The sequence below is a fragment of the Roseburia faecis genome (genome assembly GCF_001406815.1).
Classification (GTDB): domain Bacteria; phylum Bacillota; class Clostridia; order Lachnospirales; family Lachnospiraceae; genus Roseburia; species Roseburia faecis.
Window position 1 is genome coordinate 208235 of sequence record NZ_CVRR01000005.1, and the last position, 12826, is coordinate 221060.

A 12826-nucleotide genomic window follows, 5' to 3' on the forward strand; every position below is an offset into this window, starting at 1 on the left:
TTACTCCCTGGCTAATATTTTTGCATAATGAATCCCCTGCACAGATTCAATACTGTTTCTCATATCCTCCACATTGCCCGTCGCAGGGAACACATCAATACTGAGCGACAATGAAGCAATTCCATTAACCGGAACGCTTTGATGAATCGTCAGAATGTTTGCATGAAATTCCGCAATTGTTTTTAATACCATGGATAACAGCCCCGGTTCATCATCCAGCTGGATCACCATATTGACCGTTTTTCCTTTTGCATTTTCATGATATGGAAATATATCGTCCTTATATTTGTAGAAAGAGCTTCTGCTGATCTGTACCATCTCTGTGGCTTCCTGCACAGACTCCACTTTACCGGAATCCAGCAGCCGCTTCGCTTCCACGACTCTGAGCAATACCTCAGGCACGGCTTTTGCCCGCAATACGAAGAAAGATGCCTTCTCGCCCATCCTAATTTCCTCCCTTATGTATTGTCTGTCTACGACCGACACTTGTGCTCACTTGAAAGATTCTACCATAAGAACATCAATCTTGCAAGAGGTATCGGGGATCTGTCCCCGATTTTTACGCTCTCGGCTTTCCGCAGTTGGAGCAGAAATTTCCGCTGTTAACCTGTCCACAGCTACAGGTCCACTCGGTTTTCGGTGCCGGTTTTCCACAGTTGGAACAGAATTTTCCCTGATTCTTCTGTCCACATGCACAGGTCCAGCCTTCCGGTGCCTCCTGCCCAGCAGGAGGTATCGCAAGCACCGCCCCCTGCGTCATTCCAGCTTGTGCACCTCCATTCATCATCTGCATCTGCTGCAGATTCACATTTGATGCCGCTCCCATCATACCACCGGATATATTGGAAGCCATTCCCATTCCCATAAAACCGGCCATGGAACCATTGGAATTACTTCCCGCTGCCTCAAGCCCTCTGGCTACCGCTCCCTGCACGTATCCTTCCCGGACCGTCGGATCGGAAAGCATGGCTCCTTCATTTCTCATATTCAGCAGTTTCTGCGATTCCTCGCTGTAAGAAACCGTCATACCTACCGCCTGGATTTCCATACCACGGGTCTGATTCCATTCCTCATCCAGAACCGATGACATATACTTTCCAAGTTCTCTTGCCTTGCTCGAAACAAAAGAAATACGGAAACCATCTGCCGACATCTGATTTACGGATGACTGCAAAGCCTCTAAAAACTCAGACAGATACTGCTCATTGATTTCGTCAATCTCTACATGATCCTTATTTTTGGGAACCGCTTCCGCATAAAATTTGAGCGGATCTACAATTTTAATCGAATATGTGCCATGTGCACGCAAAAACAGTTCGGCATTATAGAACGAATCAAAATAATTGATTGGCTGTCTTGTTCCGAACTTAATGCCTTTGATTTCCTGCAGATTGACAAAAAATACCCGCTGTTTCTGCGGCGTCTGTCCGCCGAAACGGAAACGGTCAAACGATTCCTTGATGGAATCTCCCAGTTGTCCGTTGAGCAGTGACGGCATGGAAGAATGATCCACTTTGTAATATCCCGGCTCTGCTGTGTAATCTACAATCTTGCCTCCGTCCACCAGCATCATAAACTGATTGTCATATACATGAATCATGGAACCATTCGACACGACATTGTCCGTTCCCTTTTTATTTTCCCCACGGCGGATCAGTGTTCCTTTGGTAAAAACGGTCTGATCCCCCATATTATCTGCTTCAATGACTTCCAGCCACTGATCTGCAAATGCACCTCCAACTGCCTGCGTTACTGCCTTAATAATTCCCATTACGCTCCTCCTTATTCCTGTTTTTATTTACACATCATCACTGTCCATATTTTTCGGACATCCCAGGCTCTGCCATTTCAGATATCCATTGATAAACGGATCAATGTTTCCGTCCATCACTGCGTCCACATTTCCGCTTTCCACACCGGTTCTGTGATCTTTAACCATGGTATACGGCTGCATAACATAAGAACGGATCTGGTTTCCCCAGCCGATATCTGTCACTTCGCCCCGGATTCCAGCTGCTTTGGCTGCATTTTCTTCCTGTTTGAGAAGATACAGTTTCGCTTTGAGCATCTGCATCGCTTTATCCTTGTTCATATGCTGCGAACGCTCATTCTGGCACTGCACCACAATTCCGGTCGGAAAATGCGTGATACGGATAGCAGAAGACGTCTTGTTGATATGCTGTCCTCCGGCACCACTGGAGCGGAACGTATCAATACGGATATCTTCCTCCCGGATCTCCACATCGACATCTTCTTCTATATCCGGCATCACATCGCAGGATACAAAAGAAGTCTGTCTTTTTCCTGCCGCGTTAAACGGAGAAATACGAACCAGCCGGTGCACACCTTTTTCCGATTTCAGATATCCATACGCATTCTCCCCATTTACCTGAAATGTAATGGATTTGATTCCGGCCTCTTCTCCATCCAGAGAATCCAGCACTTCCACGGAAAATCCCTTTTTATCTGCCCATCGGATATACATACGATAGAGCATGGCTGCCCAGTCACAGGATTCCGTGCCACCCGCTCCCGCATGCAGGGAAACAATGGCATTGTTCCTGTCATATTCTCCCGACAGAAGCGTTTTCATACGGATATCCTCATAGGTCTGAACAAATTCTTTCATCATCTGATCGATCTCCGGGATCAGTTCCGGATCATTTTCCTCATATCCCATCTCGATCATGGTTTCAATATCATCATATTGCGTCGACAATGCCGCATAAGTTGCCACATCGTCCTTTAAACTTTTGACTTCCTTCATCTTGTTCTGGGAAACTTCCGGATCGTTCCAGAAATCCGGTGCCTCCATCTCCCGTTCCAATTCCTGAATCCGCTGTTCTTTGCCAGCTAAGTCAAAGTGAATCCCTCACTTCCTGCAGTGGAGCCTTGTAGCTTTGCAGCTGGCTCTTAAAATTATCCAATTCTACCACAGAATCACCTCTTTCTATTTCTTATTTCAGACTTATGATAATATAAAATAATATGAATAGCAAGCAATGCAAGAAATGCTCCTGCCGAATCAATCAGCACATCCGTCACTCTTCCGGCTCTTCCCGGCACAAACAGCTGATGAAATTCATCGGTTGCTGCATAGGCTGCCGTTATGCCAAGTGCCATACATCCACGGTTCTTTTTCCGGTCAAATGCCGTCAATGCCTGAAATATCAGAAGTGCAAGAACTGCATATTCGCTCATATGTGCAGCTTTGCGCACAGGATATTCAATTTTCTGTGCCATCTGTTCCAGTTCCGGCCCGGAATGTTTCCATCCAAACACCTGATTCCACATCTTAACAATCCGGTAACTCACATGCCCGCTGATTTCCGAAGACTCCGTATCCGGCTGTGCGGAAAACGAAAAAATAACCACAGCCCATACAACAATCAACGCAACACTGACAATTCTCCATACACGTTTTCTTTTCATTGTTACCCTTTAATTTATTTTTTCTTTCACAACAGAAATTGCTTTCTGTAACTGATTATCGTACTTCATGTCATAACTTTCATCTTCCGGACCGCTGTATTTGTATTCCAGTTTGATATCCGGCTGAATGCCTTTCCCGTGAATGTAATGTCCCTTTGGCGTATAATATTTCGCGGTTGTAATTTTAATGGCATCCCCGTTTTCCAGAGGAAATACCGTCTGGACAATTCCCTTGCCAAACGTTTTTGTTCCAATCAATGTTCCATAATCATAATCCTTGATTGCTCCGGCAAAGATTTCTGATGCACTGGCACTGTCTCCATTAACTAAAACTGCCATCGGATAATGAATGCAGGACGCATCGGATGTATATGTCTCTTTTTTCCCATATTTATCCTCCGTGTAAACAACCGTTCCCTCCGGAAGAATCTGATCCAGAATATCCACGACAGAAGTCACCAGTCCGCCCGGATTGCTCCGCACATCGACAATCAGCCCTTTCATATCTTCCTTTTCAAGTGCTACAAGTGCCTTTTTAAACTGTTTTGCGGTATTACTCTGGAATTCGCTGATCTGTATGTAGCCGATCCCATCGGAAAGCATTTTGGAATCCACACTCGGAATATCCACGTTTTTACGTTCCACATCAAATTCAAGATTTTCCCCGGTCTGCGAACGATAAACTTTCAAATGGACTTTTGTCCCCTCTTTTCCCCGTATCTTTTTTACAAGGTTGGAAAGTTCCATACTGGTCGCTTCATACTTATCCACGGATAGAATTTCATCTCCGTTTTTCAGCCCCGCTTCCTCTGCCGGTGTTCCCTCGTACACTTTAACCACTGTCACTTCCATGGTCTTTGCATTCTGTGAAAGCGCCGCACCGATTCCATAATAATTTCCATTGGTTGATGTCTGCAGATCTTTATATTCATCTACCGTGTAGTATACGGAATAAGGATCTCCAAGCCCGCTCAGCGTTCCTTTATAAATGGCATTGCGGATATCTTTTTCTTTGTAAGAATCGTTGTAATACAAATCGATATATGACAACAGCTCATCCACTTTCTTTATTGCTGCCTGGTCGAGAACATTGTCTTTGGCTGTCTGTTTTACTCCCTGTGGTCCAAATATAACATAATTGTTTGTAAGATTCGCATACGCACGAATTCCGACTCCGGCACCGATTCCCGTAATCAGCAGTCCTAGCACCAGCCCGATAATCACTCCGTTTTTAAAGCCCGATGGTCTTCTTTTTTCCGGTTTCCCGGTTTTGATCATTTCTTCCTGTTCTTCCTGCATTCCTGCCTCCATAATTTTCCCTATAAATCAAGAAGCCACACCTTGCAGCATGGCTTCTTGTCATTTTATGACAACAATAACAATATTATACTTTCAAATGTTTGCGGATCGTCATCTGACTGCCGATAAATCCGATACCGGCTCCAAGGATAACTCCCACCGGAATCAGTGTCCGGAAAACAACCTTCACCGGTTCAAACACGATCATCGAACCGATAAAATTGAATTTCGCTGCAATATAGACAATGATCTTCTGATACATAAAATACAGCACACCAAGCGGAATCGCTGCTCCGATCAGTCCGATCACAATTCCTTCCACAATAAACGGCGCACGCACAAGAAAATCCGTTGCTCCGATCAGCTTCATAATGGCAATTTCTTCCTTACGGACCGAGATACCGACCATTACGGTATTGCTGATCAAAAAGACAGCCACACACAGCAGAATCAGAATAATTCCTCCGGAAACATATCCCAGCAGTTTATTAAAATCCGTCAGTGTATTTGCCACCTGGGCAGACTCTTTTACCTCGCGCACCCCGGTAAGTCCCTTGATATAGGTTACAAGGGAATCCTGCATCGAAACATCGTTCAGATACACCTGATAATGTGCAGAATTCGCAAGCGGATTATCTGTAAATCCATCCGCAAGTTCTTCTTTTCCCTGAAAATATACTTTTTTATATTCTTTCCACGCCTCGTCGGCAGACACATACTCGTTTTTGCTGACCTCGGCACGCTTATTAATCTTTTCTCCGATGTCACGGATCTGTGCATCTGTCGCATCATGTTCAAAAAATACGGTAACTGACACACCCTCTTCAATAGAATGTACCGTCGCACTGAAATTCGTTACAATAATATAAAACAGACCGAACATAAAAATGCAGGCCGCCATGGTTGCCACGGAAGCAAGCGAAAACATTTTATTTCGAAATATATTTTTTAAGCCCTGTCTGATCGAATAAAAAAAGGTATTAATTCTCATCGTCGTAGCCACCTTCCTTACTGTCACTGACAATCGTACCCTTTTTCACTGTGATCACACGTTTTTTCATAACTTTCACAATTTCCAGATTATGGGTTACAACAATCACTGTAGTTCCTTTACTGTTGATTTCCTCCAGCAGTTTCATAATCTCCCACGCATTATTGTTATCCAGATTTCCGGTCGGCTCATCTGCAAGCAAAATGCTCGGCTCATTGATCAGAGCACGGGCAATCGCCACTCTCTGCTGCTCACCTCCGGATAGCTGTTTCGGAAAAGAACGGTATTTTGCGGCAAGTCCCACCATAGAAAGCATAAGCGGTACTTTTTTCTTAATATGGCTGTTCGGCTCACCAACCACCTTCTGTGCAAATGCTACATTGTCATAGACATTGCGGTCTTTCAACAGACGGAAATCCTGAAATACCACTCCGATGTTTCTCCTGAATTTCGGGATCTGCTTCCTTCGGATCTTTCCAAGCTGCTTTCCGCCAATGGTAATACTTCCTTCCGTTGGTTCGAGTTCTTTTAACAACAGTTTAATCAGGGTTGACTTTCCCGAACCGCTGTCTCCTACAACAAATACAAATTCACCATCTTCTATTTCCAGACTCACGTCATTTAAGGCAGGAACTCCTGCCGCATATGTCTTGCTGACATGTTCCAGTGTAATCATAATCTCTCCTTCAATTTCTAATAGTCCAGTGTTTCCATATACTTCATATACTTGACTACCATGAGTGCGATCTTAAACGTGATTGCATCTTCAAAAACCCGCAGATCCAGACCTGTGCTTTTTTGCAGCTTGTCCAGACGATATACCAGCGTATTTCGATGAATGTACAGTTGTCTTGACGTCTCTGACACATTCAGACTGTTTTCAAAGAATTTGTTGATCGTCGTCAGAATTTCCTCATCAAAATCATCTGGTGATTTTCCACCAAAGATTTCCTTGATAAACATTTTGCACAATGGAATTGGAAGCTGATAAATCAGTCGGCCAATTCCCAGCTGGGAATACGCAATCACATCCTGTCCCTCAAAGAAGATCTTTCCGACATCCAGTGCCATGCGCGCCTCTTTATAAGATCTCGAAACCTCTTTCAATTCGTTCACAATGGTACCATATGCGATATGAATATTGCAATTGGTATCAGATTTAAACAGCCTGATGATTACATCTGCTGTCTTATTCAAATCCTCATAGGTTTCATTTTCTGCAAGTTCTTTGACTACAATAATGTTTTTTTCATCTACCGCTGTGACGAAATCCTTTGATTTTCCACCAAAAAGTCCCCGGATCTTCTCCAGCTCATTTCCATCTTTCTCACGGTTTGTCTCCACCAAGAATACCACACGGCGTACTTCTGTTTCAATATGAAGTTTCTTGGCACGATTGTATATATCTACCAAAAGCAGATTGTCCAAAATCAGGTTCTTGATAAAATTATCTTTATCAAAACGTTCCTTATAGGCAACCAAAAGATTCTGAATCTGGAAAGCAGCAATCTTTCCAATCATATACACATCCTCGCTGTCTCCATATGCCAGCAGAATATACTCCAGTTGATGATCATCGAACACTTTAAAGAACTGGCAGCCATTTACCACCTGACTGTCCGCCGGCGATTCCACGAAGGTCTGTGCCGGAGCTACAAACTGTTCTGCATCCGGAAATGTCGCGACCAGAATTTTTCCCTCTACATCAATCACACATAAATCTGTACGTGTAATTGCTTTCAGTCCGTCAATTGTATTTTGAAGTATTTGATTGGATATCATAGTCAGCTCTCCTTATCCCCATATTTCATCCAGAAATCTATCGTTCCCCCACCTGTTTTCTGAACAATTACTTTTATTTTAATACATTCTTCCAAAAAAAGAAAGAGGAAATGTATATTTTTTATGCATTTCCTCTCTTACTACTTTTTCCGGTTAGTAATATTTCACTATAAAATTTTAACAATATCGTTCTAAAAATCATCCGAATATTCCAGAAATCCCTCGCCCAAAACCTCCCGGACATCCGATACGATTACAAACGCAGAGGAATCCACATCATTTACAATCTCTTTCACACGCACGATCTCTTTCCTTGATACAACGCAATACAGAACGCACTTTTTCTCCTCTGTGTACATCCCCTGTGCGTGCAGTCCCGTAACCCCGCGGTCAAGCTCATCCATCAGCCGTTCTGCCACTTCCTCATACCGGTTTGTGATAATAAAAGCTGCTTTGGAAGTCTTAAAGCCCTCCAGAAAGGCATCGGATATTTTTGTCGACACAAAAATAGAAACAACTGCATAAAGTGTAGGTCTTAAACCAAATACATATAATCCGAGAATCACAATGGCTGCATCCAGTACCTGCATCACCTGAACCACCGTATAGTGCCGCATGTGTGACTGGATGATCGCCGCAACCATATCGGTTCCGCCGGTCGTTGCTCCCGCCTTAAGAACCAGTGCCATGCCAATGCCGGTAAATGCCCCGCCAAACAGGGCTGCAAGCATATAATCATCCCCTGACATATCTATCACCGGTATCAGATAAAGCCACACCGAAAGCAAAATGGTTGCAAAGCCCGTTTTCCCGATATAATTTTTTCCAAACCGGATATAGGAATACAGAAATATCGGAATATTCAGCACAATATTCGTCAGCCACAGAGGAATTCCTCCCGGCAGAAGCGCTTCCGTAAGATTTCGTATGATAATGGTAAGACCAGTAAACCCTCCGGTGATCAGCCCCACCCTGTCAAAAATCCACTGAATGGCAATGGCCATAAGTGCAGTGCCCAGCAAAATCAGGAAATAATTTTCCAATTCTTTCCAGACATTTGCCCTCATGATATGCTTTCCTGCTTTCCATGATAATGAATCAGCTGCCGCTCCAGTTTATGCGTGCGGATCAGATTCCGTATATTTCCGAGCAGTCCCTGTCTGCGCTTTGTAAAATCCCAGGAACCGATTCCATACCACAGTCCGGCAGACAGTTTCTCACAATTCTCCATCAGGAAATGTTCCTGATCCGGACTTGGCAGAACACTTAAGATCATATCAGGAGTCAGTGCATTGATCTCATTGACCATGGCATCCGTCCCCCCCTGACAGTTTTCAAACGCTTCTGCTCCCAGGATCTCGCATTTTCCAAAATGCTCTGATAAAAAAGCACAGGTCTTTTCCACATGTTCCGTGGTATCTCCGATCACAAACACCGTCTGATGATTGCGTTCCACCCGCTTCATCAGTTCAAAAAAGAAATCATGATGTTCGATCTCATGACGGTGCTGGTAAGATCCTGCACCAACAGCTTCTAAAATTCCGTTTTCCGCAATCACGGTATGTTCCGCAAACCCTATGGCTTTGCGGACAAGTTCATCCGTTTCTGCCAGCATAAGCGTATCCATGTTTACTTCTTCTATTGTATGGAATCCATGATCAGACATATCCTTTTCTACATTCATGATCATTTCCCGAACGGTATAATTGTCCAATTCAATTCCAGCAAAATCAATCGTTTTAATCATAACTTCCCTAGTATATCAAAAATACCTCCCGTTTGCAATCATTCAAATACATGCTTTTTATGCGTTGTTAACAAAACAATCGTTTGTTTTTATCCCTGTCATCCACAAACAACTTATCCCAAATTATGTGGATAATGTGCATAACTTCGTGTATAACTCAATTTTTCGGCATTTTTTGATTCCGGATAGTGGATAATTTTTTCATTTTATCCACATCTGTGGTTTCCATCCCCCATCTTAGTTTTGATTTTTTTGTGCACTTTGTATATTCACGTTTTCCCCTGTAACGGTTATCTGCACTGCCTGCGCAATTTTTGTGCAGGAATCTTTCTGATACCCCACATGGCATCCGCATACCGTATACTCATAAGAAGTTCCCGGCCTTACCCCGGTATCCGTGTATCCGGTTTCCTCTGTTTCTTCGAGACAGACATATGTTTTCGTCCCCACGATTCTGCGGTAAATACGATAATAATCAACTCCCTGCACCGTATTCCATGCCAGTGTCACCGACTCATCCGCATTTACAGCCGGTGTCTGCAGAACCGGTACCTGATCTAAAATCAGGTCAAAATATTCTGCAATGCCCGTGGCATCCGCCACGCCAAGACGTTTCAGCCGGTCGTTACCATTTAGAAATGTTGTACTGTCATCGTGGTTGCTGACATAAGCATGCTCCACAATCAGTCCCGGAAAACCGGCATACTTGCTCCGCTTGATCACGGCGTAGTAATCTGCCTTTGATTTATCCGGATAGCGGGACCCCACAGCCGAATTTCGGTAAAGAATTCCATTATTTTTCAGTCCAAGTGCCACCAGCTGTTTCTGAATACTTGCTGCCGCCATTTTTCCTTCACTTCCCACCTCTTCTTTATACCCGCTGTTCGGATAATAAACACAGGCTCCATGGTCGGTTTTTTTCAGGGAAGCATTGTTGTGTATCGCAACAAACAGATCTGCTTTCCTGCTTTTTGCAAAATTCACACGGTTTCCAAGTGTCACAAAACGGTCGGAAGAACGCGTCATATATACCTTCACTCCTGCATACTTTTCCAGTTCGGTTTTACAGGCCTTTGCAATGGCAAGATTTAACTGTTTCTCCTTGTATGTTTTTCCGCCCCACTTATATCTGGCACCCTGATCATGCCCTCCATGTCCCGGATCAAGAACTACAACCACCGGATCTGCGTCCGGCGCCTGATTTGCAGCCGCATACACGTTTCCCGGCGGGAAAAGACCAATTCCCAGTATTGCCAATGCCAAAAACACGCCTGCCATTTTTTTCATTTGTACTTTCTTTTTCATTTGTTTCCTACTTTACTTTAATTGCTGTGGTGTTTGAAAATGCTCCGTAATAGTTCTTTTTGTTTACCGTTTTGTATGCGCGGACCTTATAGCGATAGGTTGCCCCTTTTTTCAGTTTTGTATTCCGATACGAAGTTCCCTTGACCGCTGCAATCTTTGTATATTTTCCGGTCTTTGTGTTCAGCCGGTATACCTGATAGCCAGTTGCCCCGGAAACCTTACTCCACTGCACGGTAACTGCTGCATCTTTTGTACTGAGTTTTATCGTTTTTACCTTTGCTGGATTTGCAGGTTTTTCCGCTTTTTTGGTCGTTACCTGCTTTTCTGCGGAATACGCGCCCCTGTAATTTTTATTTCTGTAAGTTTTGTATGCACTGACTTTATATGTATAAGTCTTTCCCGCAGCAAGTTTCTGATCGCTGTAGAAAAGCGTCCGGGCACTTTTTACCGTCGCAATCTGTCTGTATTCCCCGGTTGCTGTATCCAGCCGGTAAATCATATATCCGGTTACTCCGTCCACTGCTTTCCACGTCAGTTTCACGGAAGAAGTCCCAGTTGCGGAAACATTCGTCAAATTCACCTGTCCCGGCAGTGTCACATCGCTGTAAACATCCGAAAAACTGCCCGCCAGTACATTGTCATTATTTTTTTCATATGCGCGGATTTTAAATTTATATTCGGTTGCGCCTGTCAGGCCGCTTACAGTATAAGAAGTACTTTCTCCTTCTACGTCAGCAACCATTTCATACTGATCGCTTGCAGCGCTGTACTGATAAATCTGATATCCGGCAGCTCCCTGCGTCTGTTTCCATGACAATCCAAGAGAGGTTTCGGTCCGCGTCTGCGTTGCAATTCCGCTGACCTTTTTCGGCAAAGTAGTTACCGAAGCCGGAGAAGAAAATGTTCCGTAATAAGCATTTCCTCCTATCGTCCAGTAACATCTCACTTTATACTGATAAACTTTTCCTCCTTCTGCCGTTGTGTCTGTATAACTGCAATCTGTTGTTGTCTTCAGCAACGTGTATTTTCCCTGGTCCGAGTCACTGCGCCACACCTGATAACCTTCCACATCATCCGCAGAAACACTGTCCCAGCTCAGATTTACAGTACCCGAAGCACCATCCGCAGCCTTTAGCCCGGTCGTCTGTTCACTGGTATCCTTATACCAGAAATTTGCATCCAGGCTTCCCGCATAGCCATCTATTTTTGCAGCAGATGAATACTGCCAGAATTCATAATCGTATGCCACGTCCGAATATGGCGTTCCTGATTTTGTATTGCTTGTCGTGGTATTGTTGTACCGTGCCACCCACAGGGAACAGTCATACAAAGCATCCGTATTGATATAGTTTTTGATCCACGCATAAGATGCATATACGCCTGCCCGGTATCCGGCTGCCGTAATGGTATCCGCAAATGCCTGACATACCGCTGTCTCTTTTGTTTTGGAAAGTTTTCCCGCAGTCAGACGCTTGTTTGCCCCTGCCTCCCGGTCCATGATGATCGGCATCGACACATTCCAGCCGTACTGGTCAATCATATCGAGCACATACTGTGCTTCCTCCCGTGCCTCTGTCTCATTCAGAGCCTGGGAAAAGAAATACAGTCCGACATTGATATCATTGGAAACTGCTCCCTGAATATGACTGTCTGCACAATTATCTCTGTAAATACTTCCATCTTTCGTATCTCTGGATGCCACACGCACGAAAGCAAAATCAATTCCGGCTCCGTGAATACTTTCCCAGTCCAATCCGGTCTGTGTCCACTTTGTTCTGTCTTTGGAATACTTTTTCTTCAGTGCTGCATCCGCCTGCCAGTACGATACATCAATTCCGTTGACCAGTTCATCATCCGCATAGTCCGCTTTGTGATAATAGGTTGCGCTGGTATAATCACCGGCCGTCGTAAAAGACGCATTCAAAAAAGCACTCGAATACGACGATGCTTTTTTCAAGGATGTCCGATTCCCGAAAACAGGTGCATTCTTTTCTATCAGTGTATCCAGATCCGGCTTTGACTCATACACGGTCTCATCCTCTATGCTCTGTCCCATGACGCCATCCATCTGCGCTTCGGGCACCTGAGCCTTTAACTGCTGTGGCGCCACAATACAAACCGCCGTCACCGCCAGTCCTGCCATAACTATCTTCGCCTTGGTAAATGCCAATTTCTGTTCCTCCCTCTGTTACCGTTCAATAAACTACTCATTTTACATAGTAACTTTATATGATTGTGCTTGTCAATGTTATTTCCCTTGCAAAATCTGT

The 12826-nt window shown here is 44.2% G+C and carries 12 protein-coding genes; all 12 read right to left on the reverse strand.

Going from position 1 to position 12826, the window contains the following annotated elements:
• The 12 genes from M72_RS01925 to M72_RS01980 all read right to left on the reverse strand — a co-directional run bounded on the left by M72_RS01925 (position 1) and on the right by M72_RS01980 (position 12726).
• On the reverse strand, positions 1-444 hold the full coding sequence (locus M72_RS01925; protein WP_022045424.1) for an ACT domain-containing protein: 444 nt from the start codon (positions 442-444) through the stop codon (positions 1-3).
• A 115-nt stretch (positions 445-559) separates the two neighbouring features.
• A complete protein-coding gene (locus M72_RS01930; RefSeq protein WP_055066968.1) occupies positions 560-1771 on the reverse strand; it encodes an SPFH domain-containing protein in 1212 nt (403 codons plus the stop codon).
• Positions 1772-1798: 27 nt separating this feature from the next.
• Positions 1799-2936 (reverse strand): peptide chain release factor 2 gene (gene prfB, locus M72_RS01935; protein WP_138347234.1). Its coding sequence is split into 2 segments (ribosomal slippage): positions 1799-2860 and positions 2862-2936, totalling 1137 coding nucleotides; the frame shifts between segments, so codons are not numbered across the junction.
• 4 nt (positions 2937-2940) lie between these two features.
• Positions 2941-3432, reverse strand: a complete 492-nt coding sequence (locus M72_RS01940; RefSeq protein WP_022045421.1) for a VanZ family protein — start codon at positions 3430-3432, stop codon at positions 2941-2943.
• Positions 3433-3441: 9 nt separating this feature from the next.
• The gene (locus M72_RS01945; protein ID WP_070103598.1) at positions 3442-4731 is read right to left on the reverse strand and encodes a S41 family peptidase; all 1290 of its coding nucleotides are present in this window, start codon (positions 4729-4731) and stop codon (positions 3442-3444) included.
• A gap of 85 nt (positions 4732-4816) precedes the next feature.
• The gene (gene ftsX / locus M72_RS01950; protein ID WP_055066971.1) at positions 4817-5722 is read right to left on the reverse strand and encodes a permease-like cell division protein FtsX; all 906 of its coding nucleotides are present in this window, start codon (positions 5720-5722) and stop codon (positions 4817-4819) included.
• On the reverse strand, positions 5712-6398 hold the full coding sequence (gene ftsE, locus M72_RS01955; RefSeq protein ID WP_055066972.1) for a cell division ATP-binding protein FtsE: 687 nt from the start codon (positions 6396-6398) through the stop codon (positions 5712-5714). The genes ftsX and ftsE overlap by 11 nt, the downstream gene beginning before the upstream one ends.
• Positions 6399-6415: 17 nt before the next feature.
• Complete coding sequence (locus tag M72_RS01960) at positions 6416-7504, reverse strand: PucR family transcriptional regulator (RefSeq protein WP_022045417.1); 1089 nt, start codon at positions 7502-7504, stop codon at positions 6416-6418.
• A 191-nt stretch (positions 7505-7695) separates the two neighbouring features.
• Positions 7696-8571: a YitT family protein gene (locus tag M72_RS01965; protein WP_055066973.1), complete on the reverse strand. Its 876-nt coding sequence runs from the start codon at positions 8569-8571 to the stop codon at positions 7696-7698.
• Positions 8568-9251 carry a WecB/TagA/CpsF family glycosyltransferase gene (locus M72_RS01970; RefSeq protein WP_022045415.1) on the reverse strand — a complete coding sequence of 228 codons (684 nt, stop codon included), beginning with the start codon at positions 9249-9251 and terminating at the stop codon, positions 8568-8570. Before M72_RS01970 ends, M72_RS01965 begins: the two co-directional genes overlap by 4 nt.
• A 237-nt stretch (positions 9252-9488) precedes the next feature.
• Positions 9489-10556: an N-acetylmuramoyl-L-alanine amidase family protein gene (locus tag M72_RS01975; RefSeq protein ID WP_055066974.1), complete on the reverse strand. Its 1068-nt coding sequence runs from the start codon at positions 10554-10556 to the stop codon at positions 9489-9491.
• 7 nt (positions 10557-10563) lie between these two features.
• The gene (locus tag M72_RS01980) at positions 10564-12726 is read right to left on the reverse strand and encodes a GH25 family lysozyme (RefSeq protein ID WP_055066975.1); all 2163 of its coding nucleotides are present in this window, start codon (positions 12724-12726) and stop codon (positions 10564-10566) included.
• Positions 12727-12826 lie beyond the last annotated feature (100 nt).